The sequence below is a fragment of the Arthrobacter sp. R4-81 genome, assembly GCF_054792365.1.
The window spans coordinates 4,004,142-4,030,330 of sequence record NZ_CP096445.1; the positions used below are offsets into that span (position 1 = coordinate 4,004,142).

General features: G+C 63.0%; 27 protein-coding genes. 6 read left to right on the top strand and 21 right to left on the bottom strand.

The genetic code is table 11. The features are described from left to right. Positions 1-88: 88 nt before the first annotated feature. The 5 genes from M1E05_RS18405 to M1E05_RS18425 all read right to left on the bottom strand — a co-directional run bounded on the left by M1E05_RS18405 (position 89) and on the right by M1E05_RS18425 (position 4,490). Positions 89-520, bottom strand: a complete 432-nt coding sequence (locus M1E05_RS18405) for a DUF3151 domain-containing protein (RefSeq protein ID WP_461163823.1) — start codon at positions 518-520, stop codon at positions 89-91. A gap of 1 nt (position 521) precedes the next feature. Continuing rightward, positions 522-1,541, bottom strand: coding sequence for a class II fructose-bisphosphate aldolase (fbaA, locus tag M1E05_RS18410; RefSeq protein WP_309108083.1), 1,020 nt, complete (start codon positions 1,539-1,541; stop codon positions 522-524). A gap of 192 nt (positions 1,542-1,733) precedes the next feature. Continuing rightward, complete coding sequence (locus M1E05_RS18415) at positions 1,734-2,450, bottom strand: hypothetical protein (protein WP_461163824.1); 717 nt, start codon at positions 2,448-2,450, stop codon at positions 1,734-1,736. 184 nt (positions 2,451-2,634) lie between these two features. After that, complete coding sequence (locus M1E05_RS18420) at positions 2,635-3,309, bottom strand: TrmH family RNA methyltransferase (RefSeq protein WP_458113138.1); 675 nt, start codon at positions 3,307-3,309, stop codon at positions 2,635-2,637. Positions 3,310-3,389: 80 nt separating this feature from the next. Beyond that, a complete protein-coding gene (locus M1E05_RS18425; protein WP_461163825.1) occupies positions 3,390-4,490 on the bottom strand; it encodes a hypothetical protein in 1,101 nt (366 codons plus the stop codon). A 272-nt stretch (positions 4,491-4,762) separates the two neighbouring features. Between M1E05_RS18425 and M1E05_RS18430 the strand changes: the two genes are divergently transcribed. Then, entirely contained in the window at positions 4,763-5,593 is an 831-nt protein-coding gene (locus M1E05_RS18430; protein ID WP_309108080.1) for an HAD-IIA family hydrolase, read from the top strand. 48 nt (positions 5,594-5,641) lie between these two features. On the opposite strand, the gene M1E05_RS18435 is transcribed toward M1E05_RS18430, so the two are convergent. The 14 genes from M1E05_RS18435 to M1E05_RS18500 all read right to left on the bottom strand — a co-directional run bounded on the left by M1E05_RS18435 (position 5,642) and on the right by M1E05_RS18500 (position 19,759). Next, the gene (locus M1E05_RS18435; protein ID WP_458113136.1) at positions 5,642-6,682 is read right to left on the bottom strand and encodes a thioesterase domain-containing protein; all 1,041 of its coding nucleotides are present in this window, start codon (positions 6,680-6,682) and stop codon (positions 5,642-5,644) included. A 74-nt stretch (positions 6,683-6,756) separates the two neighbouring features. Further along, positions 6,757-7,305 carry an HAD family hydrolase gene (locus tag M1E05_RS18440; RefSeq protein WP_461163826.1) on the bottom strand — a complete coding sequence of 183 codons (549 nt, stop codon included), beginning with the start codon at positions 7,303-7,305 and terminating at the stop codon, positions 6,757-6,759. 99 nt (positions 7,306-7,404) lie between these two features. Further along, the gene (locus M1E05_RS18445) at positions 7,405-8,163 is read right to left on the bottom strand and encodes a GAF and ANTAR domain-containing protein (protein ID WP_461163827.1); all 759 of its coding nucleotides are present in this window, start codon (positions 8,161-8,163) and stop codon (positions 7,405-7,407) included. An 83-nt stretch (positions 8,164-8,246) separates the two neighbouring features. Next, a complete protein-coding gene (gene pyrE, locus M1E05_RS18450; protein WP_461163828.1) occupies positions 8,247-8,831 on the bottom strand; it encodes an orotate phosphoribosyltransferase in 585 nt (194 codons plus the stop codon). Positions 8,832-8,841: 10 nt separating this feature from the next. Beyond that, a complete protein-coding gene (locus M1E05_RS18455; protein WP_458113132.1) occupies positions 8,842-9,390 on the bottom strand; it encodes a gluconokinase in 549 nt (182 codons plus the stop codon). Beyond that, entirely contained in the window at positions 9,380-10,609 is a 1,230-nt protein-coding gene (manD, locus tag M1E05_RS18460) for a D-mannonate dehydratase ManD (protein WP_461163829.1), read from the bottom strand. The genes M1E05_RS18455 and manD overlap by 11 nt, the downstream gene beginning before the upstream one ends. 4 nt (positions 10,610-10,613) lie before the next feature. Then, positions 10,614-12,068 carry a mannitol dehydrogenase family protein gene (locus tag M1E05_RS18465; RefSeq protein WP_461163830.1) on the bottom strand — a complete coding sequence of 485 codons (1,455 nt, stop codon included), beginning with the start codon at positions 12,066-12,068 and terminating at the stop codon, positions 10,614-10,616. Continuing rightward, complete coding sequence (uxaC, locus tag M1E05_RS18470; RefSeq protein ID WP_461163831.1) at positions 12,065-13,465, bottom strand: glucuronate isomerase; 1,401 nt, start codon at positions 13,463-13,465, stop codon at positions 12,065-12,067. Before uxaC ends, M1E05_RS18465 begins: the two co-directional genes overlap by 4 nt. 59 nt (positions 13,466-13,524) lie before the next feature. After that, positions 13,525-14,430: a sugar phosphate isomerase/epimerase family protein gene (locus M1E05_RS18475; RefSeq protein ID WP_461163832.1), complete on the bottom strand. Its 906-nt coding sequence runs from the start codon at positions 14,428-14,430 to the stop codon at positions 13,525-13,527. 4 nt (positions 14,431-14,434) lie between these two features. Continuing rightward, entirely contained in the window at positions 14,435-15,601 is a 1,167-nt protein-coding gene (locus M1E05_RS18480; RefSeq protein WP_461163833.1) for a Gfo/Idh/MocA family protein, read from the bottom strand. Then, the gene (locus tag M1E05_RS18485; RefSeq protein ID WP_461163834.1) at positions 15,598-16,446 is read right to left on the bottom strand and encodes a sugar phosphate isomerase/epimerase family protein; all 849 of its coding nucleotides are present in this window, start codon (positions 16,444-16,446) and stop codon (positions 15,598-15,600) included. Before M1E05_RS18485 ends, M1E05_RS18480 begins: the two co-directional genes overlap by 4 nt. A 5-nt stretch (positions 16,447-16,451) precedes the next feature. Beyond that, positions 16,452-17,366: a carbohydrate ABC transporter permease gene (locus M1E05_RS18490; RefSeq protein ID WP_458113125.1), complete on the bottom strand. Its 915-nt coding sequence runs from the start codon at positions 17,364-17,366 to the stop codon at positions 16,452-16,454. Next, positions 17,363-18,394 carry a carbohydrate ABC transporter permease gene (locus M1E05_RS18495; protein WP_458113124.1) on the bottom strand — a complete coding sequence of 344 codons (1,032 nt, stop codon included), beginning with the start codon at positions 18,392-18,394 and terminating at the stop codon, positions 17,363-17,365. The genes M1E05_RS18490 and M1E05_RS18495 overlap by 4 nt, the downstream gene beginning before the upstream one ends. 6 nt (positions 18,395-18,400) lie before the next feature. Next, entirely contained in the window at positions 18,401-19,759 is a 1,359-nt protein-coding gene (locus tag M1E05_RS18500; protein WP_461163835.1) for an ABC transporter substrate-binding protein, read from the bottom strand. Between the two features lie 209 nt (positions 19,760-19,968). Between M1E05_RS18500 and M1E05_RS18505 the strand changes: the two genes are divergently transcribed. Together M1E05_RS18505 and nadE are read left to right on the top strand one after the other, a co-directional pair. Next, positions 19,969-21,000, top strand: a complete 1,032-nt coding sequence (locus M1E05_RS18505; protein ID WP_461163836.1) for a LacI family DNA-binding transcriptional regulator — start codon at positions 19,969-19,971, stop codon at positions 20,998-21,000. 105 nt (positions 21,001-21,105) lie between these two features. Continuing rightward, complete coding sequence (nadE, locus tag M1E05_RS18510; RefSeq protein WP_461163837.1) at positions 21,106-21,927, top strand: ammonia-dependent NAD(+) synthetase; 822 nt, start codon at positions 21,106-21,108, stop codon at positions 21,925-21,927. A gap of 12 nt (positions 21,928-21,939) precedes the next feature. Here the strand turns inward: nadE and M1E05_RS18515 are convergent, their stop codons facing one another. Then, the gene (locus M1E05_RS18515; protein WP_458113120.1) at positions 21,940-22,719 is read right to left on the bottom strand and encodes an IclR family transcriptional regulator; all 780 of its coding nucleotides are present in this window, start codon (positions 22,717-22,719) and stop codon (positions 21,940-21,942) included. A 188-nt stretch (positions 22,720-22,907) separates the two neighbouring features. Between M1E05_RS18515 and M1E05_RS18520 the strand changes: the two genes are divergently transcribed. Genes M1E05_RS18520 through M1E05_RS18530 form a run of 3 tightly spaced genes read left to right on the top strand, consistent with a single transcriptional unit; the run spans position 22,908 to position 25,534 of the window. Beyond that, positions 22,908-23,624 (top strand): CoA transferase subunit A, encoded by a 717-nt coding sequence (locus tag M1E05_RS18520; protein WP_461163838.1) that lies wholly within the window; start codon positions 22,908-22,910, stop codon positions 23,622-23,624. A gap of 30 nt (positions 23,625-23,654) precedes the next feature. Then, positions 23,655-24,323 carry a 3-oxoacid CoA-transferase subunit B gene (locus M1E05_RS18525; protein WP_461165287.1) on the top strand — a complete coding sequence of 223 codons (669 nt, stop codon included), beginning with the start codon at positions 23,655-23,657 and terminating at the stop codon, positions 24,321-24,323. After that, a complete protein-coding gene (locus tag M1E05_RS18530) occupies positions 24,320-25,534 on the top strand; it encodes an acetyl-CoA acetyltransferase (protein WP_461163839.1) in 1,215 nt (404 codons plus the stop codon). Before M1E05_RS18525 ends, M1E05_RS18530 begins: the two co-directional genes overlap by 4 nt. Positions 25,535-25,544: 10 nt before the next feature. Here the strand turns inward: M1E05_RS18530 and M1E05_RS18535 are convergent, their stop codons facing one another. Beyond that, positions 25,545-26,159 carry a DnaJ family domain-containing protein gene (locus M1E05_RS18535; protein ID WP_461163840.1) on the bottom strand — a complete coding sequence of 205 codons (615 nt, stop codon included), beginning with the start codon at positions 26,157-26,159 and terminating at the stop codon, positions 25,545-25,547. Positions 26,160-26,189: the final 30 nt, after the last annotated feature.

Below are 26,189 nucleotides of genomic sequence, written 5' to 3' on the forward strand. Positions count from 1 at the left end.
CTTGGGCCCATGCCCAGGCGCTAATGACGTCGGGCGCCCACCTTTTTCTTAAAGGTGAGCGCCCGACGTCGTGTTTTAATCTGGTTCTTTAGCCGCGGCTCTTGGCTTCTATCGCTGCTTTCGCAGAGGGATCCGAGTCCTGGAGGAACTTCTCGATGCGCTCCGGTTCCTCAGCCTCGCCGATGGCGGCCGAAGCCCTGCCCAGCGAGTACAGCGCGCGCAGGAAGCCCTGGTTGGGTTCGTGCTCCCACGGGATGGGTCCGACGCCACGCCAGCCATTGCGGCGCAACGAGTCCAGTCCGCGGTGGTAGCCAACACGGGCGTAAGCGTAGGAATCGATGGTGCGGCCCTCGCTCCACGCTTCCTCGGCCAGCACAGCCCACAACAGCGACGACGTGGGGTGCTTTTCCACCAGATCGAGTGCTTCCTGGCCGGCCTCCAGCTGCTCGTAGACCTCAGTCTCAGCAGGCAGGAGGGTGGGCTCAGGACCCATCAGGTTCTTGCGGAATTCGTCGGACATCCTAGAACGTCTTGCCGAGGGAGCCGAGCTGCTTGGCAGCTTCCACCACGCGGGCCGACAGACCGGCTTCAGCCGAAGCGCCCCAGACGCGGGGATCGTAGAGCTTCTTGTTGCCCACTTCGCCGTCAACCTTCAGCACGCCGTCGTAGTTCCTGAACATGTGGTCCACCACTGGGCGCGTGTAGGCGTACTGGGTGTCGGTGTCGATGTTCATCTTGATGGTTCCGTAGGAGACGGCGTCAGCGATTTCCTGGTCAGAGGAGCCTGAACCGCCGTGGAAGACGAGGTCGAACGGGTTGTCCTTGCCGATCTTGGCACCAACCTGCGCCTGGATGTCCTTGAGGATCTCCGGGCGGAGCTTGACTCCACCGGGCTTGTACACGCCGTGAACGTTGCCGAAGGTCAGCGCGGTGATGTAGCGGCCGTTCTCGCCGGCACCCAGGGCATCGATGGTGGCCAGTGCGTCTTCGACCGTGGTGTACAGCTTGTCATTGATGGCGTTCTCCACACCGTCTTCCTCGCCGCCCACGGTGCCGATCTCGACCTCGAGGATCATCTTGGCGGCGGCGGTGCGCTCCAGGAGTTCGCGGGCAATCCGCAGGTTCTCCTGCAGGGTTTCTGCGGAGCCGTCCCACATGTGGGAGTTGAACAGCGGGTCCCGTCCGGCCTTGACCTCAGCCTCGGAGGCAGCCAGCAGCGGCAGGACGAAGCCGTCAAGCTTGTCCTTGGGGCAGTGGTCCGTGTGGAGCGCGATGTTGACGTTGTAATTCTTGGCCACCTCGCGGGCGAATGCTGCGAAGCCAAGCGAGCCCGCAACCATGTCCTTGGTCTGGGCGCCGGACCAGTAGGCGGCACCGCCTGTGGAGACCTGGACGATGCCGTCGGACTCAGCATCTGCGAAGCCGCGCAGGGCTGCATTCAGTGTCTGGGAGGAGGTGACGTTGACCGCCGGGAATGCGAAGCCGCCCTCTTTTGCGCGGTCGATCATGTCGGCGTAGATCTCTGGGGTTGCAATGGGCATGCTGACTCCTAAGTATTTTCGTCTGCGGGTGTGGTTGACCCTGGAGAGTGAACCTCGTCGGCTACGAACCATCCTAGTCATTTCTTGGCAAAGGGCCGTGGTCCGGGTCACTCAGCCTGGTCATACTTGGCTCCGATCACCAACGAGATGGCACTTCGCGGCAGTCCCGGCGCCTATAACTGCTGCCAAGTGTCATTTCGCGCGCCAGCCCCTGCTCTCCAACGCCGTGCGAACTTTACTGACGACGGCGGGGCGTCCGCCTGCCAGATCGAACTTAGACACACGAACTTCAATCCAGCCACATTCAGTTGTTGTGTCCGCCCGCCGTATGTCCTTCAAGTACTGATCCGATCCGTTGTGGTGAGCGCCCTCATACTGCAGGGCGACGCGCTGCTCAGGATAGGCGGCATCTGGCCACAGCTCATCAACAGTGCACAGCGCCTCGCGTGGCATTGGGAAGTCGGGACCGTGCGAACATACCAGCGAATCACCGGCAACCACGAGTTCGTCCAGGTTCAGAATCGAGGCCAGATCAAGCCAGGTCCTGGCAGGGGAGGTGAGCCGGACGCCGTCGTGCTCCACAACCTCATCCGGGAGAAGCGTGAGGAGGTGGCCCACGACGTTCGCCCTCCGTGGCATGCTGAAACCGCGCCGTCGGGCCACATGGACACGCCAGTCGTCCTCCAGCCACGAGGGCAGGGCAGCCTGCACAATCCGGGCAGCAGACCCGAACGAGAGGACCGAGGAATCATCGAGCTCTGTGTACGCCCGAAGTGCTGCTGCTCCTGCCGCTGCCGAACCGAGGTGCATCCGGATTCCCCGTGAAACAGTGGCGAGGTCTTTGGCCTCGGTACGCGTCCTGCTGACTCCGGCCTTGTCGGACGCGCGAAGCGAGAAGGAGCCCTTCATAAGATGTTCCGGGAGTGGCGCCCTGTGCATGCTCAATTGTGGCCGCTCCATGGCCCCTCCCCTGCGTTATCCACAGGGCAACGCACGGTCCGGAAACGAGATGGCACTTCGCGGCAGTTGCACGGCCGAACACTGCCGTCAACTGCCATCTCGGGGGGGGCGGGGTGGGGTGAGAGGCGGGGGGCTAGGGGTGCTGGTTGAACACGTGCCGGCGAATCCACGCATGCATCGCCACGGCTGCTGCCGATCCTGCATTGATGGAACGGGTCGAGCCGAACTGCTCAATTGACAATGTGGCCTCTGCGGCCGCGTGGACCTCAGGAGTCAGGCCCGGCCCTTCCTGACCGAAGACCAGCACACAGTTCCTGGGCAGCTCATAAGTCTCCAGCGGCACGGAGTCGGGGAAGATATCGATCCCGATGATCGCCAGGCCCTCCCCCTGCGCCCAGGCCACGAAATCATCAACAGTGGGGTGGTAGCGGACGTGCTGGTAGCGGTCGGTGACCATGGCGCCCCGGCGGTTCCACCGGCGCCGGCCGATGATGTGGACCTCCTTGGCGAGGAACGCATTGGCGGTGCGCACAACAGTGCCGATGTTGAGGTCGTGTTGCCAGTTCTCAATAGCCACATGGAATTCGTGACGTTTGGAATCCAGGTCAGCAACGATCGCTTCATGTTTCCAGTAGCGGTACTTGTCCACCACATTCCGGCGGTCACCGTCGGCGAGGAGGTCCGGATCCCAGTGGTCCCCTTCGGGCAGCTCACCTTCCCAGGGGCCGACGCCGACCTCCGGCTTGGGCTCCTGCTCCTCCTCGGACGGGGGGATGGGCAGCGTAGGGGTCTGGGGGTGGTCAGTCACGCCTCAACTCTAGCCGCGTCCGTCCCGCCCATCCGGCGTCATCCGGCACTGTGCCTGCGTTCGGACGGAATCCAACAACGCTAGCCAGCCAGCTTCCAGCGGTTGGCGCGGTAGGAGTTGCCAATCTTCTCCAGCAACTCCGGGTTGGCGCTCCAATAGCTCTCGTGGCCGCTCACACCCACCATCTGTGGGGTGCCCCACGGAGTCACCGTGAACAGGTTGACGGCCCGGATGGCATCGCCCCAGGCGTTGGTGCACGTGAACTGGACCACGACGGCCTCAGAGCGGCGGAACTCGCGGATTTCCGGCGTAGACGACACAAAATCTGCGGCGCACTTGTGGCCCACGAGATGTTGGGGCAGTTCAGCAGCGGGGATGGCTTTGAGCTTTGCCTCAATGTCCTTGACGGCTGCCTGGACCTTTGCAGGTTCCTTTCCGAACTTTCCTTCCTCTGCTTCGGCGAAGAAAGCGAAGGCCGTCGAGATGCCGTCACCATCACGCTCTTCGGTGCCTTCCGCCTTTTGCTGCATCGGGGTTCCGGAGACAGGGTCCTTGCTGATCCCGAACGTGCCGTCGCTGCTCCACGAGGCCAAGTAGGCGAAGGACGATTCTCCCGTGACAAAACGGGTGAACTGTGGATCGTCGGCCGCCGGAACGTTGGCGGGGCCCTGCCGCTGATCCCACCCGTCGGGAAGCGGTACGGACCCGGCGGGCATGTCGCCAGCGGAGTTCTCCGACGGTGCGGCGGTTCCCTCGGGCGTGCTGGTCTCGTCCGCCGCTTGGGGAGACGCGGCTTCCGAACCTGAGGCCAGGGGCACAGGATTGTCCTGTGCCTGCGGCCGGCTGAACCCCGGAATGACCCAAACGAACACGGCGACCAGCGCAACGATCACCGCGGCGGCGACGGCGCCCAAAATAATGATCAGGTTCTTGTTGTTGTGCGGCTGCGGCGGCGGCTGCTGCTGCGCGTACTGCTGGTGCTGGGGGTAGGGCTGCGTAGGATCCTGGATGCCATACTGCTGGGTCGGGAGGTTCTGGGCCGGGAGGTTCTGGGCCGGGAGGTTCTGGGCCTGGAGGTTCTGGGTCGGGAAGTTTGGCGGCGGGTAGGCCTGGGGACCTCCGGACTGTTGTCCTGGGAATGAATCTCCGGGTGGCGGCGGTGCGCCATGGCTGTTGCTCATTGCGAGCCCTTTCAGGTGCTTGCTGGCATCCTGCGGTTCCGGATGCCAGGAGATGTCCGGCTTCGGGGACCTGCCGGCACGGGTCCGGCACAACAAACCACCGCAGATATCCCCCGATCCGCGGCCGCTGGCACTGATGCCAGCTATGAGCCTAGTGGACGGAGCGGCAAGGGCTGCTCCGTCATGTTCCGGCGCCGGATGTTCCGCTACCCGAAGAATGAAAGACTGGGTCCGGAAACAGCGTCTCCCCCAACTAGTGCCGGAGGTCCCCCATGGCAGAGTCAGACAAAGTGCGTTCATCGGCGGCGGTGTACCGCAACAACCAGGAAATTGAGTGCTGGCTCACTGACATGGACGGTGTGCTGGTTCATGAAAACCAACCCATCCCCGGCGCAGCCGAACTCATCCAGCGATGGGTGGATACGTCCAAGCGTTTCCTTGTCCTCACCAACAACTCCATCTTCACTCCCCGCGACCTCGCTGCCCGTCTCCGGTCCTCAGGGCTCGAGATTCCGGAGGAGAATATCTGGACTTCAGCGCTGGCAACCGCCCAGTTCCTGAAGGACCAGGTTCACGGCTCGGATTCCGGGAACCGCGCGTACACGATCGGTGAGGCAGGGCTCACGACGGCGTTGCACGAGGCGGGCTTTATCCTCACCGACCAGAATCCGGACTTTGTGGTGCTCGGCGAAACCCGGACCTATTCCTTTGAAGCCATCACCATGGCGATCCGTCTCATCCTTGCCGGCGCAAGGTTTATTGCAACGAACCCGGATGCCACCGGCCCATCCAAAGACGGTCCGATGCCTGCCACTGGAGCGATTGCAGCCCTGATTACCAAGGCAACCGGCCGGGAACCTTACATCGTGGGAAAGCCGAACCCGATGATGTTCCGCTCTGCCATGAACCAGATCGACGCCCACTCCGAAACCACAGCCATGATCGGCGACAGGATGGATACCGACATCATTGCCGGCATGGAGGCTGGGTTGCACACAGTGCTGGTGTTGAGCGGAATCACCCAGAAGCAGGACATTGCGGCCTACCCATTCCGCCCCAACCAGATCTTGGACTCTGTGGCTGACCTGAAAAACCAAATCTGACCGGCGCGTTGCTTCCTGGCAAGGGCCACAGGCTTCCCGACAGGACCGCTAGTAAGCCGTCACACGCCCGCCGCCACCAGGCAGGGGGAAAAGCTGTTCCTCGAGGTCTGCCACCACACGGCTGTACAGGGAAGGATTCCATTGAGGGCTGGCGTGGGCCGGCACTGCACCCTCCGTCAGCAGTTCGTTGGAAGTCATGTACTGGGAATAAGTACGTGACCAGGACCTGCGGGCGGTTTCATAATTGACGGTCTTGTCCCGCGGGTTTCCGATAAAAGCCATGCGCGCCTTGCCAAGCTTGTCCACAAAGCGGGTGGCATCAAAGTGGTAGATGTAAGCGGATTCGGACTGGATCAGGATGCTCGATGGCGCCAGCGGTGACAGTTGCTCAAGTGTCTGGTCCATGATCTGACGCCAGGTGCGCTCGTCCTTGTGCACGATCCGTTCGCCGAGCTCATAGCCCCCACGCAACACTGTAGGCACCCGGAAACCACTCTCGTACAGGACCACCACTCCTTCGAACCAACTTTGGTCCAAGACGTCGTATTTGCTGTAAGGGCTGGAGTCCAACAGAATCAGCTCGACACCCACCCCGTGGAGTTCCAGCAGCCTCGCGGCCACTTGCGTGGCGACCATACCGCCAAAGCTATGGCCGTAGAAGTAGAGCTTTGTCAGCTGCCTTGCCCGGACATGCTCAATGATGGCAATGACCAGCTGGTCAATGTCCAGCCCCTCGTTGGAATACCCGACGGCGGCGAGCTGGCCGCGTTCGCGCAAGGCACCACGGAGCGAGTTGAGGATCCACTGTGCCTCCTCCCAGCTGGTTTTGTAGCCCGGGAACAGGATCCAGCTGGAGTTGGGAAAGTACTTCTCAGCAAAGTCGTCTTCCACGGTGAGGATCTTGTTGACCTGGCGCTCGCGTTGCACACGGCGGGTGAACAGCATGTCTGCGGCCAGGACGGAGGATGCTCCGGCACCAATAAAAAAGCTTCGACGGGAGAAGGTTTTGAGCTCGGCGGCGTGCCGGAGTAGACGGACCCCGTCAGGGCTGGGGCCACTGTTGGGGTCCACATCCTCCACACGCGGCATACTCCTACCGTATCCACACGTGGCCCGTGTGGTGCAATTCCCAGGAGGCGCCGGCGGAGCGGGGGGAGTACGAATTACTCGATGAGGGATTTACGTTCGGATTCTCTCTCCGAGGGGCTGCTTTGGCGCCGTTCAATCTCCATGCCGATGGCTTCGTACTGCGCCAGCAGCTCAGATCCGGTCACGGCAGCGGGATCGTCCAGCATACCGAACACGGAATCACTGGCAGCGAGCAGCTCGTCATCAGAGTACTTGGCGAGCGGATGGGATCCTGAGGGATCGATGGAAGCTAAGAATTCTCCTGTAACTTCAAGCGCCTGCGCGTCATTGTCACTGTCTTGGTGGGAATCCAGGCCGCGCTGGATCAATTCCAGGGACACGCCGGTGGCGCCTCCGTCAATGGCATTGAGGTCGTTGCGGAGGCCTGCGAGAGCGGCGGATTCAACGTGCATGGCGCGGAAAAGGTCAACGCGGATGTGCGACTTGATGCCCATGCGGCGGATTCTGCGGATGACGTGCACCAGGGCAGAGCGGGAATCCTGTGTGAGGTTTCCCTGGACGTCAATCCGGACAACGTCAGACACGACGTCGAGTTTAACGAGGGCTTGCAGCTTGCGGTCCATAGGTACTCCAAAAATGGATTTCTATGGCCGACGGCTCAACCGTTTGTCAGCTTATCCCGGCTGAAGAGTTACTACAAGCCGTAGGGTTCCAAAAAGCCTTCAGCCGGCCTGGCTTTTCTCGGGCTCCTGGTAATGGGTTCGCGTGGCCGCTCCGCCTACCGATTCCACAAGCGACTTTGCGATATCCCGGAGTTTGACATTGCTGTTGCTCGAGGCATCCGCGAGGATCCTGGCTGCCGAATCCTGGCTGCAGCGGTTCTGTGCCATCACGATTCCTACGGCGATATCGATGGTGGTGCGTGATTCCAGAGTGGCGCGAAGGTTGGTGGCACTGTCGGCGTGAAGGGAGAAACGCACAGCGAGCCGGAGGGCCTGGGAGATCTCGCGGGTATAGCCCCGGGCCTTCGCCGCAGCCTTCTCATCGAACTTGTTCGGAGCATCCGAGTACAGGTTCAGGGCGGCCTTGGCATCACCCTGGAGATGGAACGGAAGCGACAACACGGAGCGCAGGCCATGGGCAGCAACCGCGTTTGCATAGTCCGGGCCCCACCGGTCCTCTTCGAACAGATCAGGAACGTGGACTTCCCGCTCTTCCTCGGCAGCCGTCAGGCATGGTCCCTGCGACAGGGAATACTGGATTTCATCCACCTCGCGGGCAGAATCACTGCTCCAACCTATGGTGGCGGCCTTACGGTCCCGCAGGAGGGTGATTCCGCAGAGCGCGTCGTCGCCGTCGCCGGCCATTTGGTGAGCTGAAAACCGTGCCAGTTCGTTCAGGAAATCCTCGAAGTCAGCGCTCTCCAGAATCAGGTTCTGGATCTGGTCAACGGTGGTCAAGGATTTTTCTGGCGGGGCCATGGCACGGTTCTCCAAAGGGCAGGTACTGACGTGTGGATAGGCAAATGATAGGTCACTGCCGAACTGCCGTCCACACGCAAGCGCTAGCTGAGGCCGAGCTCATCCTTGCCAAAGGCGAAGAGGTAAGGGACTCCTGTTTCGGCTTCAATCTTCTCTTTGGCACCGGTGTCCCGGTCCACGATGACTGCTACGGCCACTACATTGCCGCCGGCCTTGCGGACGCCCTCCACTGCGGTCAGGGCTGAGCCTCCAGTGGTGGAGGTGTCCTCCAGTACGAGAATCTTGCGGCCTTCGACTGAGGGGCCTTCGACCTGACGCCCCATTCCATAGGATTTCTGCGCCTTCCGGACCACAAAAGCATCAACAGCGCGGCCGGCATCGGAAGCCGCATGCATCACTGCCGTGCCGACAGGATCTGCCCCCATCGTGAGCCCACCGGCGCACTCAAAGTCGATACCGGCGTCGTCAACGAGGGAAAGCATGACCTGACCCACCAGCTTCGACGCTTCGTGGTGCAGAGTGATGCGCCGTAGGTCGATGTAGTAATCGGCCTCGGCACCGCTGGAGAGGATCACCTTGCCCCGGACTACGGCGAGTTCCTTGATCAGTTCCAGCAGGCGGGCGCGGGCAGCGGAAGCGTCAGCTGCAAAGTCAGGGGTGGAAGTCATGGGTTCCAGTTTAGTGGCTGCGCGTAAGTGCCCCTGCCTTGGACAGACCGGCCAGCGCCTCTGTCACCACGCCGTCAACCGAACCTGCGATATCCACCACCACGCCGGGTTCGTCCGGCTCAAGTGGCTCGAGCGCTGCCAGTTGGGACTCGAGCAGCGTTGCGGGCATGAAGTGGCCGCTGCGGTCTTGCAGGCGTGAGGCAAGGACCTCCCTCGCTCCGTCCAGGTGCAGGAAGACGGTCTGCGGGGCGTAGGCGCGGATGGCGTCACGGTAGCTGCGTTTCAGTGCGGAGCAGGCAAGCACCACGCCCCGCGCTCCGGCGCCGGCCAGCTCACTCCCTATGACGGCGAGCCACGGCCAGCGGTCTTCATCCGTCAAGGGCGTCCCGCTGGCCATTTTGACGACATTCTCCACGGGGTGGAGCGAATCGCCATCGAGGAAGGGGATGCCGAGTTGCCGTGCCACCAGACTACCGATAGTGGTCTTCCCGCAACCGCACACCCCCATCACCACAATGCCGGAGCTGCCAGGCACCGGCAGCCCCTCCTCACCAGTCATGGACGGTTCCGTCAACGAGGCGGTTGTAGGGCAGGTAGGCCTGCTGGTACGGGAACGTTGCGGCTGCTTCCTCGTTAAACTCAACGCCGATGCCCGGCTTATCGCCCGGGTGCAGGTAGCCGTCCACGAACGTCATGGACTGCTCGAAGACGCTGTTCGTTTGCGGCGAGTGCTGCATGTATTCCTGGATGCCGTAGTTGTGGATGGCCAGGCCAACGTGCAGTTGCGCGGCGAAGCCGACCGGGGAGATGTCGGTGGGCCCGTGGAAGCCTGACTTGATCTGGTACTGCGCGGCGAAATCCATGACCTTCTTCAGCGGGGAGATCCCGCCGAAGTGCGTGGAGGCTGCCCGGACGTAGTCAATCAGCTGCTCTTTGATGATGGTTTGGAAGTCGTACACGGTGTTGAAGATCTCCCCGATAGCCAAAGGCGTGGTGGTGTGCTGGCGGACCAGGCGCAGCGCCTCCTGGTTCTCGGCCGGCGTGCAGTCCTCCAGCCAGAACAGGTCATACGGCTCCAGGGCCTTGCCGAGCTTGGCGGCCTGGATGGGCGTCATCCGGTGGTGGCCGTCGTGCAGCAGCGGCAGCTCCGGGCCGAACTCGTTCCGGACGGCTTCGAAGACGGAGGGAAGGTGGCGCAGGTAGGCGCGGGTGTCCCAGTCCTCCTCCAACGGGAAGGCCCCGCGGCCGGCCGGCTCGTAGTCGTAGCGTTCGCCCGTGGCCTGCACCTGGGAGGCGACGCCGTAGATGGACTTCAGCGAGGGCACCGCGGTCTGGATGCGGACGGACTTGTAGCCCAGTTCCAGGTGTTCACGGACAGAGTCGAAGAGCGAGGGAAGATCCATACCGGAGGCATGCCCGTAGGCGCGCAACCCGTTGCGTGACGCACCACCCAGCAGCTGGTACACCGGCATGCCGGCCATCTTGCCCTTGATGTCCCACAGCGCCATGTCAACGGCGGCGATCGCGGCCATCGTTACCGGCCCCCGCCGCCAGTACGCCGAACGGTAAAGGAACTGCCAGGTATCCTCGATCCGCTGGGGGTCCTTGCCGACCAGCAACTGCGCAACATGCTCCTTCAGGTACGCGGCGACGGCGAGTTCCCGCCCGTTGAGCGTGGCGTCACCGATGCCCGTGACGCCGTCCTCAGTGGTGATCCTGAGCGTCACGAAATTACGGGACGGGCTGGTGACAAAAACTTCGGCTGCGACGATCTTCATAATTTCAGCTGTTCCTTCCGGAAATCTTTTGCGGGGTGGGACTCATGGTGCGCGTTGCGCCAGGGGCGAAGGCCCCAAGAAGGCCAGCCACGAGCGAGACGATCTGCGGGTCAGCGGAGAGTTGCGGGCTGACGAGGCTGAGGAGGGCTGCCACCCGGTTCTCTCCTTCCAGCCTGTTGGCCATGCCGAGGGCCGGGGCTCGCGGGTCCTGCGGCTCGCTTTCCCGGCCAAGGTAGTCAATCCAGGCTGCGAGCATCAGGGCGCTGCCGGCACCGGAACGGCCCTGGGCTCTTTCGGCAGCCAGGACCGGAAGGGCCCTCATCCTGAGTTTTGTGGTGCCGTCCGCTGCGATCTGGGAGAGATGGTGGGCGATGCGGCCGTTGCCGAACCTTTCGCGCAGCGCTTCCCGGTATTCGGGGATGTGGAGGTCTTCACCGTCCAGGTGCGCCGCCGCCTCATCCCAAAACAGCTCCATGGCCTCCCGGCAGAGCCTGTCGTTGAGTGCTTCCGACACTGTGGTGTGGCCACGCAGCTGCCCGGCATAGGCCAGCAGTGAATGTGCCCCGTTCAGAAGCCACAATTTCCGGTTCTCGTACGGCTCGATGTCATCCACAACAACGGCACCGGCGTCCTCCCACCGAGGGCGGCCCGCCGGGAAATCGCCGCTGAGCACCCAGTTCCGGAAGGGTTCGGCCACCACTGGCGAGTTGTCGCGGTAGCCGCAGCTCTCCTCAACTTCGGCGACGTCAGCCGCCGTGGTCCGCGGCGTGATCCGGTCCACAGAGGTACTGACAAAACTGACGTTCTCATCGATCCAGCCCGCGACCGTCGTGTTCCAGGCATCCGCCATGCCAAGAACAGCACGACGAGCCACGTCACCATTGCCGGAAAGGTTGTCGCAACTCACGACGGCGAGAGGTCCCGCTCCGGCCTCCCTGCGGGCGGCGAGGGCCAGGACCAGGCGACCCAGCGGCGTCGTCGGATTTTCGCTGCCGGCAGCGCGGGCGGCGCCACTGGCGCCACCCCTCAGCCGGGCGAGATCGCCCGCCACGACCCGTGATCCGGCGTCGAAACTCCCGTCGGAGGCCAGGCCGTAGGCGGCCTCAGTGATAGTCAGGGTGACCACGGACGTCTCCTTTGCAGAGACCAGCTCACAGAGGCGTCCGACGTCGGCCCCGTCCACTGCCTCGACGATGCTGCCGATCACCTCAAAGCTGTCCTCCCGGCCGGAGCGTTCAATCAGCGTGAACAGGCCATCCTGCTCCGCGAGCGCGTCCGCCGCATCCGGGCGCCTGCCGGTGAAGGCGGCAATCCCCCACTCAGCACCGTCGCGGGAATGCTGGGTGTACCAGGCCTGATGGGAGCGGTGGAAGGCACCGAGCCCGAGGTGCACCATCCGGACCGGAGCTTTGGGGAAGGATAGGAGCGTCCGGTCCAGCACAGGCGGGTTCCCGCTCATAGTTTGAAGACCCTTCGCGGGGAGGAATCCACTATGTCCAGGATGAGTTCGTGGGCACGCTCCTCGCTGATCCGGTGCTCAGCCACGAGCCGGGCCAGGAACGCGGACTCGATCCGCCGGGACGTATCGTGGCGGGCGGGGATGGAGCAGAACGCCCGGGTGTCGTCGATGAAGCCGGAGGACCTGGAAAAGCCAGCCGTTTCCGTGACAGCGGAGCGGAAACGCAGCATTGCGTCAGGTGCGTCAAGGAACCACCAGGGGGCGCCTACGTAGACCGACGGGTAGAAGCCGGCCAGCGGCGCCAGTTCCCGTGAGAACACAGTCTCATCCAGGGTGAACAGCACCAGATGGAAGTCCTTGGCTGTACCGAAGTCCTGCAGCAGGGGGCGGATGGCTTCCGTGTAGTTCACGGCGAAGGGGATGTCGTGCCCGGCGTCAGCACCAAAGGCCTCGAAAGTGGGTTCATGGTGGTTCCGGTACGAGCCGGGGTGGATGGTCATGACCAGCCCGTCCTCCACAGACATCCTGGCCATCTGGTACAGCATGTGGGCTTCAAACACCTCGCGGTCCTCAGCGCTGGCCTTTCCCGCGCGGGCCCGCTCGAAAATCCGGCCTGCCTCGGCGTCGTCCAGCTTGAGTGTGGCCGGTGTATGCACACCGTGATCGGCCGAGACGGCGCCCCGCTCAACGAAGTAGCGCCGTCGTTCCGCCAGGGCCGCAAGGTAACCGGTATAGCCGGATGACCCCGGCACCGCCCCCAACAGCCTTTCGACGTTCGTCTGCCACTGGGGGTGCGCGATGTTCAGGTAGGCATCCGGGCGGAACGTGGGCAGCACGCGGCCGGCAAAAGCGCCGTCTGCCGCCAGGGCAGCGTGGCTGTCCAGGCTGTCCAAGGGATCGTCCGTGGTGGCGAGGACCTCTATGTTGAATTCCTTGAAAAGCTCCCTCGGACGGAACCCCGGTTCAGCAAGCTTGGCGGAGATGGCATCGTAGGTCTGGTCCGCCGTCTCCACGGCGGGCTCCTCCCTGATGCCGAACACGTGCTCGAACTCCTGGCGGATCCAGTATCCCGAGGCCGTCCCTTCGAAGAGCGGCCATGCCTTGCAAAACTCATGCCAGATTCGCCGAGAGCCGGTTGCTGAAGACCCCAGCCCAAGCTGATCAAGCGAGACTCCGGACGTATGGATCAGGCGCGTCACGTAATGGTCAGGCGTCACCAGGAGTGCTGCGGGATCCGGAAACGCCAGGTTCTGTTCGATGACGGCGGCGTCCACGTGCCCGTGCGGGGAAATGATGGGCAAATTCTCCACTCGGGAAAACAGCGAGCGGGCTATCTGCCGCACTCCTGGGTCTGCGGGGAGAAGTCGGTCCGGGTGGGCTGCAATCGGCTGTGGCATGGCTCAAATCTTTCGGGTGTTCAGGAGCGGCAGCTGTCCGGCGGCCGTTCTGGTCTGGTTCAGCGGATTCCGGCACCGACGGTGAGCCCGGCCAGGGCTGCCGTGCGGCGCAGGTAATCGAGGTTTCCGGCTGTACGTTCCTTGAGCGGCAGATCGGTGGAGAAGTCCTCCACCGTGACCCAGCCGTCATAGCCAAATTCGGCGAGCGCGCGGAAATACCGGAGCACGCTCCCCTGCCCGGACTGCAGCGGAGCCCACTCGTTCTCCCAAACCGCAGCACCGGATTCATCGGTGGCCTCCCGGCGGGCCCAGCGGGTGTTCTTGACGTGGATGTGGGCCAGGTACTCCCCCAGCAGCTGGAAGCCTGGCAGCGGGACTTCGTACCCCTCGATCAGCAGATTTCCGAGGTCGTGGATGACGCCTACATGCCGGGGGTCCAGGCCTTCGAGCAGGCGCCGGGCGGCCGACGCGGAAGAGGTCACAGTGCCATGGTGGAGCTCCACCAGGGCCTTGACGCCGTGATGCGCGGCCCTTTCCGCGACCCACTCGTAATGCTCCCGGGTCTCCGCAAACAGCTCCGGGTACGGGATGCCGGTGGGTCGCTGTGCCGCATGTCCGGCTGTTCCGAGCGGAAGGACGTTGACGCGGACCTGCCGGGCACCCAGGGCGGCCGTCGCCGACAACATGCGTTCGACGTCGTCATGGTTGTCGCACCGCGCATAGCCGCCGAGGCCCGAGTACTCCAGTCCGGCGTCGGAGGTCACGCGGGCAATCTCGCCGAGGTTGTCCTCCAGCCCTGTCAGCGGCCAGGTACAGCGGTTTCCTGCCCAGAAGCCAGGCTCCGGAGCCGCCGCCTGGTCCGTGATCCGCCATTCGACGCCGTCCCAGCCTTGCGCCGAGAGTTCTGTGGCTGCCTCGGCCGGGGTCCAGTCCGGGGTGGAGGCGGTGAATACTGAGAATTTCATGGCTTCAGACCCTTTCCGATGACGCCGTGCCGGTCTGGGCCACGAGATCGTTGTACTTTCCGGCCAGGACGTCCTCGAAGAGCACGGGCTGGTTCAGAGTGGCCGACACATAGACGGCCCGGACTGCCGCCAGCGCGTTGACAGCATCGGTAACGGTTACCCCGGGCGCACGTCCTTCCTCGATGGCACCGAGAATGTCGCGGTACTGGCGGACGTGCCCTGCCGGGTTCACAGTGGGATCCTTCGCCTCATAGTCCTCAGCCGGGTAGTTGGCCAGTTCCTGTGCCGCCTGGTTACCTCCGCCTGCCAGTCCCATGCTGGAGGCTTCGTCACTCGCATCGGCAGCGTGGAAGTAGGCAAGGAGGTCATTGTCCACGACGGCGGAACCCTCAGAACCCATCAACTGCACGCGGACCGTCAGTCCCGGATACGCCGCGGTGGTGGCGTGGAGCACGGCGAGTCCCCCGTTTTCGAACGTGATGGTGGCCACCGCGGTGTCCTCCACCTCGATCCGGTCATGGGCCAGGCGTGCTGTCCGGGCATTGATCTCCACGGGACGGCCCATGAACCACAGCAGCAGGTCCACGGTGTGCACGCCTTGGTTCATCAGGGCTCCGCCGCCGTCCATCGCCCAGGTGCCGCGCCAGTCGCCGGAATCGTAGTACCCCTGGCTCCGCCACCAGGCCACGGAGGCGATGGCCGAGGTCAACCGGCCGAAGCGGCCCTTGGCGACGGCGTCTGAAACAGCGATGCTTGCCTGATCGAAACGGTGCTGGCTGATGACTGAAGCAACAACGCCGTCCCGGGTTGCTGCCTCGACGGCGGACTCAATCTCCTGTGCTCGGCTCAGGTCGACGTCGAGCGGTTTTTCGATCACAACGTGCTTGCGGGCGGCGAGCACCTCGAGGGCCTGCTGGATATGGAGGCCGCTCGGGGTTGCGAGCGCAACGAGGTCGACGTCCCGGGCAGCGAACGCCTCGGCCTGGGTGGCGTAGACGCCGGGACGCGGCTGTCCGCTGTGTTCGATGTAGTCCGCCAGGGATTCGGCGGCGGCCGGGATCGCGTCCACGAGCGCCACGATTCTGGCCTGCGGAAACTCCTGCAGCGCAGCGGCGTGGGTGCGGCCGATGATCCCGCAACCGGTGATGGCAACGTTCAGGGTGTCTTTCATGCTGTCTGGACTCCTGCCTCTGAGGTGACTTTGGCAAACGCCCTGGCTGCAATTCCAAACGCCGTAGGCCCTGAGAAACCGCCCAAGCCGTGGGCCCCGGCCAAATGGGGTTCCAGGGATGCGAATCCGGTGTAGCCGTCGGCCTTCAAGGCTTCGACCGTCCGCAGCAGGTCCCCGTCGCCCTCGCCTGCAGGCATGACGTGGCCGGTGGAGAACAGGGCGTCCTTCACCTGCAGATACACAAGATGGGGGCGGAGCTTCCCGTAGCCTTCGTCGAAGGGTTTGACCCCCACCTGGACGAAGTTCGCCGCGTCCCAGGCCACCTTTAAGGCAGGCGAGTTCACGGTCTCGATGATGTCCAGCACGCGGTCAGGTGTATCGCCGTAGATGTCCTTTTCGTTCTCGTGCAGCAGCACAACGCCGGCTTCTTCTGCCACACGGGCGAGGGCAGTCATCCGCTCCATGACCGCATCGCGGATGCTCTCCACCGCGACACCCTCGCCGTAGTAGAAGGAGAAGATCCGGATGTACTGGGCTTCGAGCACCTTGGCGGCATTCACGGCGCGGTGCAGCCGTTCCACCTCGTGCTCAGCGGGCAAGCTGACATCGACCTTCCCGATCGGGGAGGCGATGGCGGAGACCTTCATGTCCTTCTCGGCCAGGAGCTCCTTCAGCCTGTTTAGCTGTTCCTCAGAGAGATCCACAATGTTGGTACCCCAGGCGCTGCGGACTTCGATGTGGCTGGCACCGAGGGCCTGCAGCACCGCGATCTGAATGGCGGGGTCGTCGTCGATCTCGTCTCCGAAACCGGATAGCAACCAGGTGGGCGAAGTGTTCTCACTCATAAGTTTTACTTGACTCCTCCGGCGGTCAGTCCGCCAACTAGGTAACGCTGGAAAATGAGGTACAGGATCACCACTGGCGCGGCACACACCAGGGCGGAGGCCATCATCTGGCCGTAGAAGGGGATGGCGCCGCCCTCTGCCGAGGACCCAAAGACCTGAAGCGCGACGGCGGCCGTCTGGCTTTCCGGCCGGGTCATGACAGAGGCGAACAGGACGTCGTTCCACCCGAGCAGGAAGGCGAAGATGCCGGACACGACGATTCCGGGCCAGCTCAGCGGCAGGATGATCCGGAACAGGACGCCCAGGTTGCTGGCGCCGTCGATCCTTGCCGCCTCTTCGAGTTCCCGTGGCAGGCCGCGCAGGTAGGTCACCATGACCCAGGTGGAGAAGGGCAGGGCGAAGGTGAGGTAGGTCAGGAACAATCCCCACTGGGTGCCGATCACCCGGACGCCGAGGTACGTGGCCGCGGAGGAGAAGAGAACGAAGACGGGGAGCAGCATCAGGGTGCCGGGAATGGACTGCAGTGCCAGCAGCCCACGAAGGATGGTGAGCCTCCCGCGGAACTGGTAACGGACCAGCACGTAGGCGGTGGAGACGGAGACAGCCGCCGAAACGACCGCCGTCGAACCCGCCACCAGCACACTGTTCATCAGCCCGTTAGCCAGGCCGACGCTGGTCCAGATCTTGGAGTAGTTCTCGAACGTGACTTCGGCAGGCCAGAAGTCGCCCCGGGCGACGCTGATGTCCGTGTTGATGGAGGCCAAAAAGATGTACAGCATGGGCACCAGCACGATGGCCGCCAGGACAGCGATGACGATCACCAGCAGCGGGGTGGGGAGCAGTCGCGTCACCTCATGCTGGCGACGGGAGCCGGGGCGGAACGTTGCTGTATCCCGGCGGGTGGCAGTCGAGGTGCTCATTTGCGGACTCCTGGAGTTTCCGCATCATCGAGCTTGACGGCGCGGAGGTAGACGAACAGCGGGATCGCGACGAGCACCAGCGACACGAACGCCATGGCGGCGCTGAGGCCGAAACGGAAGCTCTGGAAGCTCGTTACATATGTCAGCAGCGGGAGGACTTCAACGTCGCTGGGGGCTGGCAGTCCGAAGAGGACGAACGGCAGCGTGAAGTTGTTGATGTGGTGCAGCATGCCGATCAGGAAGGCCAGCGACAACGGACCCTTCAGGTACGGGAAAACGACGTATCTTAGCTTGTTCCACCAGAGCGCCCCGTCAATTGCCGAAGCCTCGTGGACTTCATGGTCAACTGCCTGGAGCCCGGACAATGCCAGCAGGTAGATGAAGGGCCATGATGCCCAGACCTGCACGATGATCAGGGTCCAGTAGCTGTTCGGTCCGTTGAGCCAGAGTCCTGACTCGATGCCGATGCCCTGAAGTGCGTTGTCAATGATGCCGCCAGGCTGGAACATGGTCCGCCAGACGGTAGCCACCACAAACGCCGGCAGCACGTACGGAATGAGGAAGACGGAACGGACAATCCCCCGCCCCTTGAAGGAGTTCTGGGTTGCCACCGCTGCGGCGATTCCGAGCGGGAGGGTGATGATCATGGCCACGAGTGAGTAGCTCACACTGAGCCAGATCGCCCGGATCAACGGTGTTCCCGTCAACGCTTCAACAAAGTTCTCGGCACCGATGAAGGGAGCGCTGACCCAACGGCGCAGGGAGTACTGGTCCAGGTTCAGGGTGGCCATGTAGATGCCCAGGAGCATCGGCAGGACCACGATGACGACCATCAGGGCACCGCCCGGGATCAGCATCCACAGTGGGCGGTTCTTTTCACTGGACATCCGTCGACGCCGTTGCCCGCCCTTCCTGCCACCGGGTTCAAGGTTTTCCGCCACCGGAGTCACTGATTCCACAGGACGTGGCGGGGTGACTGTTACTGAGCCCCCCTCGAGCAACGACTCTTCTCGTGAATTGATGGGCATGGCGTCCTAGCCTTTGGCTGCCCGGTCAAGGGAGGACTGGACCTTGCCCTGGCCCTCTTTGAGCCGCTGAGCAAGGGCCGAATCCGGAACAGAGCCACCGGCGAGTTCCGGGACTGACTGGACCACAACATTCATCAGGCCCAGCTGGAAGTCTCCCCAGGCGCCGGTGAACGGCGTGGCCTGCGATTTCTCGGCGGCTACGGTGATGGCGTCGAGTTTCGGATCCGAGCTGAGTTCCTTCAGAGCCTCGGCATTGGCGGGCAGGTCGCCGAAGATCTTCTGGTAGTTCAGCTGCTCTTCCTTGGAGGTGATGAGCTTGATGTATTCGTAGGCAAGGTCCTTGTTCTCCGAGTAGTCAGCCACAACGAGGTTGTCGCCCGAGAGGATGCTCGCTACTTCCTTGCCGTCCTGGGGCTTGGTTTCACCCGGAGCGGCCACAGGCATGAGGGCATAGTCGTACTTGTCGGCGACGGCGGACTTGTTCAACGTGGGGACGGACCCGGAACTGGTCATTGGGAAAAATGCGGCCTTGCCGGCAGCGAATTCCGCCAAGGCCTGGGAGTTGGTCCAACCGACTGAATCAGGAGAGACCACCTTTTCCTTGGTGAGCCAGCCGAAGTACGTTTCGTAGGCTTTTTTGGTGGCGGGGTCGTCGAGTTTCGCGGTGTCGCCGTCAACAAGGGGGTTACCGGCTTGAACTGACATCGCCCAGATGAATTTCCAGGGGTCGAAGTTGTCCTTGTAGGCCACGGCCATTCCATAGGTTCCGGCGGATGCGTTGGTGGTCTTCTTTGCCTGCTCCACCAGGCCATCCCAGGTGGTGGCGGGCTTGTCGATGCCCGCCGCTGCGAGCAGTTCCTTGTTGTACGCCATGACAAACGGGCGGCTGACGAAGGGGATGCCCACCTGGTGGTCCTCATCAGGCCCGGAGATTCCCAGGGCGGCCGGGTTGAAGCGGTCCTTGCCGCCCACCTTCTCCCACTCCGCATCGCCGAGGGTCACAAAGGCCTTGGTGGAGTAGGCAGTGGGGGTGAAAGTGGTGCCGAGGCCATAGACGTCGGGGCCCTCTCCGGAAACGACAGAGGTCTGGATGCGGGTCAGCTCTTCGTTCGCATTCGCAAACGTCTCGAACTTGACCTCCGCGCCGGTCTGTTCCTTGAACTTCCCTGCGATGTCAGTCATCCAGGTCTTTTGCTGCTCCGGGTAGGCTGCGTTGCTGGCGACCAGGACATTGAGGGTCTTACCGGCTTCGTCAACAGCTCCCCCGGGGCTTCCGGAGCCTCCTGATCCGGAACTGCAGGCTGTGAGTGCCAAGGCTGCGACCGCAACGACGGCGGACAGGCCTTTCGACGATGCAAACTTCATTGTTTCCTCCTCTGAGCACCTACAAGGCCACAGCTTCATGTGGCACACGTCACTGCAGGCGACCGGGTTCTAGTTTAGGAAGTGGCAACAACGGCGGCAAGCGTTTGCCAAAAGTTGCCAAAAGTGTTGAAATCAGAAGAGCGGGTTCCCGTGGAACCTGCCTCCCCGGGACGCTAAAGGGGGATTGGTACTCGGAGGGGATGGCCATCATGGAGGCACCAAAGCAAGAACAGGGCGAGCCTACCCGCCTGCCCACCATCAAAGACGTTGCCGAGCTTGCCGGAGTGGCCACTTCCACTGTCTCGCGGGCCTTGTCCAATCCGGACCGCGTGAACCGACGCACCAGGGAACGCATCGAAGAGGTTGCTGCCCGGCTTAACTACGTACCCAGCTCCCAGGCCCGCGGCCTTAGTTCCGGCCGCACCAACGCCGTCGCCGTCCTGGTTCCGGACATCACGAATCCCTTCTACTTCGACATCATTCGCGGCACCCAGCATCAGCTCAAGGCAGCCGGCTTCACCCAACTCCTGGTGGACACCGAGGAGTCCAGCGAGATGGAACTTGATGCACTGCACAAGATGCGACGATCCGCCGACGGCTTTATCCTTGCCGCTTCCCGCCTGACGGATGCGGAACTGGCCGAGGTCTCCGGGACCCAGCCACTGGTGACCATCAACCGGGCCTCAGCCATCGCGCCGTCGGTGGTGATCGACACGCCGTCCGCCATCATCCAGGCACTGGAGCACCTGGCGTCCCTGGGCCACCAACGCGTCTGCTACGTCAGCGGGCCTCCAACCTCCTGGTCTAACCACATGCGCTGGAAGGTGTTTGAAGAGGAGTCGGCCCACCGGAGCATGGAGACCCACCGCATCGGGCCTTTTATCCCCAAAACCACTTCGGGGGCTGCCGCCGCCGACGCTGCTGTCCGGACAGGTGCAACGGCATGCATTGTGTTCAACGACCTTCTCGCTATCGGCATGCTCCAGCGGCTGCGGGAACGAGGGATCCGTGTACCGGAGGACATCAGCATCGTTGGATCAGACGACATCTTCGGTGCTGACTTTTGCAATCCCCCGCTCACCACCATCGCGAGCCCCATTGAACAGGCGGGCCGGGTGGCGGTCTCGATGCTTCTGTCCCAGCTCAATCCCACCCCGGGCCGGTCCAGCCGCCAGCTTGCCGTCATGCCGACGCACCTCACCATCCGCGCTTCCACAGGCCCTGCCCCGGCTCAGGTGTAGCGGCAACCGGCTCAGGCGTAGCGGCAACCCCAGTTGAGAACCAGGCGAGGGGAAAACGGACGTCGCAGTTGAGGGCAGTTGACACTCCTGACTAGGCTGGGACACATGCGCGAACTCCAGGCCAAGATCATTGAAGAAATGGGCGTGCAGCCCCAGATCGATCCCGCAGGGGAGGTGCGCAAACGCGTCACTTTCCTCAAGGAGTACTTGAAGGCCACCCACACAAAGGGCTTCGTCCTGGGGATCTCCGGAGGCATCGATTCCTCCCTCGCCGGCCGGCTCACCCAGCTTGCCGTGGAGGAACTGAACGCAGAGGGAGTGGACGCCGACTTCATTGCCGTCCGCCTGCCTTACGGTGTCCAGCATGACGAAGACGACGCCCAGGCTGCCCTGGAATTTATCCAGGCCAAGACTGAACGAACCTTCAACGTTTCGGCCGCCGTCAACGGCATTGAGGACGAGTTCGAAAAAAGCACCGGCTCCCCCATCTCTGACTTCCACAAGGGCAACACCAAAGCCCGTGCCCGCATGACCGCGCAGTACGCCTTGGCCGGTGAATTCAACTACCTCGTGGTCGGCACGGACCACGGTGCGGAATCAGTCACCGGGTTCTTCACCAAGTACGGCGACGGCGGCGCCGACATCCTGCCGCTGTTCGGCCTGAACAAGCGTCAGAACCGGGCCCTGCTCGGCGAGCTTGGCGCTCCCGCCCGGGTCTGGGAGAAGGTCCCCACAGCTGATCTTCTTGACGGCAGGCCCGGCCGCACTGACGAGGATGAACTCGGCGTCACCTATGACCAGATTGACGACTACCTTGAGGGGCGTGAGGTGCCTGAAGGCGTAGCCATGCTGATCGAGGAGAAGTACTTGCGGACCAGGCACAAGCGCACTGTCCCCGTCACCATTTTCGATTCCTGGTGGAAATAGCGGTTCCGCCGCCTACCTTTCAGCTGTGCGCAGTGCGGTTGTGATCCTGTGCGCTTCCTCCATGAGCAGCCGGCCCAGGAATTCCTGCCTGTCCTCGCGGAACCGCGGCTCGATACCTGTCAGCGATAAGGCACAAGCCGGACGGCCCTTGGCGTCGAACACTGCCGCCCCCATCCCCCAGCTTCCCTCCAGCACAAGCCCCGGGTTCACAGAGTAGCCAACATGGCGCGTCCGCTTAAGGTTCTCCCTGACCACAGAGGCCGGATGCCCCTCGGCAAATGTTCCAGCGTGGCTATTCCATCGGCCCAACAGCTCCTCCTGTTCCGCTTCGGGCAGGAAGGCCATGATCGCCGTGCCGGCTGAGGCAACGCCAAGGGGGAAGCGGACGCCTTCATGCAGCACGAAAGAGCGGATCGGGAAGCTGCCCTCTTCCCTGAGCACGCACACCGTTTCCAACCCGCGGCGGATTGAGAAAAACGCGCTCTCCCCGGTTTCCTCGGCCAGCCGCCGCAGGCTTGGCCGGGCCACTTCCTCCAAAGGGAAGCGGGCGGTGGCGACGGAGGACATCAGCAGGATCTCCGGCCCCAGCACCCAGTTGCCCGTCCGGGCATCCTGATCCAGCAGCCCCTCGGAAGCAAGCGACGTCAGCAGCCGGTGAACTGTTGGCCTGGTCAGCCCTGATTCCCGTACTACCCCGACGAGCGGAACCCCTTCGGGTTTCCTCGCGACGATGCGAAGCAGGGCTGCCACCCTGCTCACTACCTGCGCCCCTTGAACTGGTACCGACGTCACTGCTTTCCCACTTTCCATCCAATCCGTCCATATTATGGATAGCCCCAAGCATATCGTCCACAGTGTAATCACGCGAGTTCTGGCCCTATTCCGTTCCTTGACAGAAGCCTCCGAGCAACCCTAGGCTCCTGAGTCAGGACTCTCCGTCCACAAAGTGGAGGGGATAAACCACTCAATGAGGAGATGCGATGTCAAAGGTTCGATCCAATCCGGCGGGTGCGCTACGGGACGTGCTGCGAGACGGCATGACCCTGGCTGTGGGCGGCTTCGGCCTGAGCGGCATCCCCGCAGACCTCATCGAAGCTGTGCGGGATTCACGTGTCCGGGACCTGACCGTGGTGTCCAACAACATGGGCGTTGACGGCAAGGGACTCGGCATCCTCATCGAGGCCGGACAGGTCCGCAAAGTCATCGCCTCCTACGTTGGTGAAAACAAGCTGTTCGCGGAGCAATACCTGGCCGGCCTCCTCGAAGTGGAATTCACACCCCAAGGCACCCTGGCCGAGCGGCTCCGGGCAGGCGGCGCCGGAATCCCCGCCTTCTACACCAAAACGGGCGTCGGAACCCTGGTTGCCGAAGGCAAACCGCTGGCAGAGTTCGACGGCGAAACGTATGTTCAGGAGCGCGCCATCAGGGCCGACGTCGCACTCGTCCATGCACACACCGCAGACACCGACGGGAACCTCATCTACCGCTTCACCGCCCGGAACTTCAACCCGGTGGTGGCAACCGCCGGCACAACGACCGTCGCTGAAGCAGAGGTGATCGTTGAACCCGGGGTACTTGATCCCAATCACATCGTCACTCCCGGTGTTTACGTCCAGTATCTGGTCCAGGCCAGCGGCAGGATCAAGGACATCGAACAACGGACGGTCCGGCAGCATACCGGATTCGTTCCCGCCTGATCTGCTTCCATGACTACAAAGGAGAAAACCGTGGCCTGGACCAGGGATGAAATGGCTGCGATAGCAGCCGAAGAACTGAACGACGGCGACTACGTGAATCTCGGCATCGGGATCCCCACCCTTGTGGCCAACAACCTGCCCGACGGTGTCCGGGTGGTCCTGCAGAGTGAGAACGGGCTGCTCGGCATGGGCCCCTTCCCTTACGAGGGTGAGGAGGATGCAGACCTCATCAATGCAGGCAAGCAAACGGTGACGGTCCTCCCGGGCGGAAGCATCTTTGACTCAGCGACGTCCTTCGGCATGATCCGCGGCGGGCACGTCAAGGTCGCAATCCTCGGCGCCATGCAGGTCTCCGGCAGCGGCGACCTCGCCAACTGGACCATCCCCGGAAAGATGGTCAAGGGCATGGGCGGTGCAATGGACCTCGTGGCCGGCACGCCGCGCGTGGTGGTCCTCACCGAGCATGTTGCCAAGGACGGCACACCAAAGATCGTTTCCGAATGCAGCCTGCCGCTGACAGGACTGGGCGTTGTGGACCGGATCATCAGCGACATTGCAGTATTTGACCTCATCAAGAACGACGGCGGGCGGCAACTCACGCTAACCCGCCTCGCCCCCGGTTTGACCGAGCAGGAGATCCGCGAAAAGACCGCAGCCGAATTCACGGTTGCCCTCGAAACTGAAGGAGCAGCCGCATGAGCCTGAAAGAACAGTTCGGCAAGGACATCCTGCTGACGGGATGGGGCCACAGCCGCTTCGGGAAACTGAGCGATGACACCCTGGAGTCACTCATCGTCCAGGTTTCCACCGAAGCGATTGAGAATGCCGGTATCGAACCCGGCCAGATCGACGAAATCTACCTGGGACAGTTCAACTCCGGAATGATGCCCTTGGCGTTTCCATCCTCCCTCGCCCTACAGGTTTCGGAGGAACTCGCGTACGTTCCTGCCACCCGGGTGGAGAACGCCTGTGCCTCAGGTTCGGCCGCCTTTCAACAAGGGGCAAAAGCACTGCTGGCCGGAACTGCTAAAACCGTCCTGGTGATCGGCGCGGAAAAGATGACCCACGCCGGCGCGGACATCGTCGGCTCCGCCTTGCTGGGAGCGGATTACGACATGGCAGGCAAAGCCTCCACCACTGGCTTCACCGGGCTCTTCGCCGAGGTGGCAAAACACTATGAAAAGCGCTTCGGGGAACGTGGCTACGGCGGCTCTTTCGGAAATCTTGGCGACGTCCTGGGCACTATCGCAGCCAAGAACCACCGGAACGGGGTGGACAATCCTTACGCCCAGCTCCGCAAGGACCTCGGCGAGGAATTCTGCCGAACGGTCTCGGACAAGAACCCGATGGTGGCCGACCCCCTGCGCCGCACCGACTGCTCCCCCGTCTCTGACGGCGCCGCCGCCGTCGTCCTCTCTGCCGCGGCGCGACAGAGGTCAGCAACAGGGCCGGTCCGCCTGGCGGGCTTCGGCCATGCGAACGACTTCATGCCTGCCGAACGCCGGGACCCGACAGCGTTCGCCGCGACCCGTGGCTCCTGGCAGCGGGCACTGGCCATGGCCGGCGCCGGGCTGGAGGATCTTGACTTCGCCGAGGTGCATGACTGCTTCACCATTGCCGAACTGCTCATGTACGAAGCCATGGGGCTCACCGAGCCGGGCCAAGGCGTCCGTGCCCTGGAGGAAGGCTGGGTGTTCAAGGACGGAAAACTCCCCATCAACATCTCCGGCGGACTCAAAGCAAAGGGCCATCCGGTTGGTGCCACCGGAGTTTCGCAGCACGTCGTCGCCGCCATGCAGCTCACCGGCACTGCCGGGGCCATGCAGCTGGCCAATCCGCGCCGCGCCGCCGTGCAGAACATGGGCGGGGTGGGCATAGCCAACTACGTCAGCGTGCTGGAAGCCGTGTAGCCGACCTGGGTCAATTGGGGCCGCGGACTGACCAAAGCCGCCTCCACCATCCCCGGCGGACTTCCGGTTCAGGCTCAGGCGGGCGCGCAGCTGCGGCCGCGATCCGCCGTTCGCGCCAGCGATCCACCTCATGGTCGACGTCCCTCGTTTTGGTAATGACCGGAGGGCCTCCCTGAAGCTGCCGGCGGGCCTCAATGACACGCTTGTTAAAGCTCTCGACCGTTTCGCGGACCTGCTGTTCGGAGTAGCGGCCATCCAGCAACGAGTCCAGTTCCGCATCCTCCTTGCGAAGCAGAATTGCAGGTGGTCCCAGCCCGGTGAGGTTCTCACGGCTGATGAGTCCCTTGATCCACCAGTCAGGATCGGTGTTCTCACCCAGGCCAGGGATGGGTTCTCCTGCATATTTGAGGTTGTCGAACTCGCCCCTGGCCATGGCGTCCCTGATCAGGTAGTCCGCCCGTTGAGCATCACTGATCTTTCGACGTTTCTGGCGTGCGTCGGCGTCCGCAGCAGCAGCACCGGGTTCGGCCTCCTCGTGGGGGGCCCGGTTGGAGGTTTGGGCGGCCCGAAGTTCAGCTGCCCGCTCCAGTCGCCGCTCGTTATTCTCTGTGGCCCTGTCATTCATCGCCTGCCTCCGCCCCGGCTGGTCAATCGC

What these genes read in the sequence shown, in the direction of transcription:
- M1E05_RS18505 (WP_461163836.1), top strand. Translation starts at nt 19,969, where the DNA reads ATGGAGGCACCAAAGCAAGAACAGGGCGAGCCTACCCGCCTGCCCACC.
- M1E05_RS18445 (WP_461163827.1), bottom strand. Translation starts at nt 8,163, where the DNA reads ATGGCCCCGCCAGAAAAATCCTTGACCACCGTTGACCAGATCCAGAAC.
- pyrE (WP_461163828.1), bottom strand. Translation starts at nt 8,831, where the DNA reads ATGACTTCCACCCCTGACTTTGCAGCTGACGCTTCCGCTGCCCGCGCC.
- M1E05_RS18475 (WP_461163832.1), bottom strand. Translation starts at nt 14,430, where the DNA reads ATGAAATTCTCAGTATTCACCGCCTCCACCCCGGACTGGACCCCGGCC.
- fbaA (WP_309108083.1), bottom strand. Translation starts at nt 1,541, where the DNA reads ATGCCCATTGCAACCCCAGAGATCTACGCCGACATGATCGACCGCGCA.
- M1E05_RS18520 (WP_461163838.1), top strand. Translation starts at nt 22,908, where the DNA reads ATGTCAAAGGTTCGATCCAATCCGGCGGGTGCGCTACGGGACGTGCTG.
- M1E05_RS18490 (WP_458113125.1), bottom strand. Translation starts at nt 17,366, where the DNA reads ATGAGCACCTCGACTGCCACCCGCCGGGATACAGCAACGTTCCGCCCC.
- M1E05_RS18480 (WP_461163833.1), bottom strand. Translation starts at nt 15,601, where the DNA reads ATGAAAGACACCCTGAACGTTGCCATCACCGGTTGCGGGATCATCGGC.
- M1E05_RS18455 (WP_458113132.1), bottom strand. Translation starts at nt 9,390, where the DNA reads ATGACTGGTGAGGAGGGGCTGCCGGTGCCTGGCAGCTCCGGCATTGTG.
- nadE (WP_461163837.1), top strand. Translation starts at nt 21,106, where the DNA reads ATGCGCGAACTCCAGGCCAAGATCATTGAAGAAATGGGCGTGCAGCCC.
- M1E05_RS18535 (WP_461163840.1), bottom strand. Translation starts at nt 26,159, where the DNA reads ATGAATGACAGGGCCACAGAGAATAACGAGCGGCGACTGGAGCGGGCA.
- M1E05_RS18530 (WP_461163839.1), top strand. Translation starts at nt 24,320, where the DNA reads ATGAGCCTGAAAGAACAGTTCGGCAAGGACATCCTGCTGACGGGATGG.
- M1E05_RS18435 (WP_458113136.1), bottom strand. Translation starts at nt 6,682, where the DNA reads ATGCCGCGTGTGGAGGATGTGGACCCCAACAGTGGCCCCAGCCCTGAC.
- M1E05_RS18425 (WP_461163825.1), bottom strand. Translation starts at nt 4,490, where the DNA reads ATGAGCAACAGCCATGGCGCACCGCCGCCACCCGGAGATTCATTCCCA.
- M1E05_RS18430 (WP_309108080.1), top strand. Translation starts at nt 4,763, where the DNA reads ATGGCAGAGTCAGACAAAGTGCGTTCATCGGCGGCGGTGTACCGCAAC.
- manD (WP_461163829.1), bottom strand. Translation starts at nt 10,609, where the DNA reads ATGAAGATCGTCGCAGCCGAAGTTTTTGTCACCAGCCCGTCCCGTAAT.
- M1E05_RS18500 (WP_461163835.1), bottom strand. Translation starts at nt 19,759, where the DNA reads ATGAAGTTTGCATCGTCGAAAGGCCTGTCCGCCGTCGTTGCGGTCGCA.
- uxaC (WP_461163831.1), bottom strand. Translation starts at nt 13,465, where the DNA reads ATGCCACAGCCGATTGCAGCCCACCCGGACCGACTTCTCCCCGCAGAC.
- M1E05_RS18465 (WP_461163830.1), bottom strand. Translation starts at nt 12,068, where the DNA reads ATGAGCGGGAACCCGCCTGTGCTGGACCGGACGCTCCTATCCTTCCCC.
- M1E05_RS18495 (WP_458113124.1), bottom strand. Translation starts at nt 18,394, where the DNA reads ATGCCCATCAATTCACGAGAAGAGTCGTTGCTCGAGGGGGGCTCAGTA.
- M1E05_RS18440 (WP_461163826.1), bottom strand. Translation starts at nt 7,305, where the DNA reads ATGGACCGCAAGCTGCAAGCCCTCGTTAAACTCGACGTCGTGTCTGAC.
- M1E05_RS18485 (WP_461163834.1), bottom strand. Translation starts at nt 16,446, where the DNA reads ATGAGTGAGAACACTTCGCCCACCTGGTTGCTATCCGGTTTCGGAGAC.
- M1E05_RS18405 (WP_461163823.1), bottom strand. Translation starts at nt 520, where the DNA reads ATGTCCGACGAATTCCGCAAGAACCTGATGGGTCCTGAGCCCACCCTC.
- M1E05_RS18415 (WP_461163824.1), bottom strand. Translation starts at nt 2,450, where the DNA reads ATGAAGGGCTCCTTCTCGCTTCGCGCGTCCGACAAGGCCGGAGTCAGC.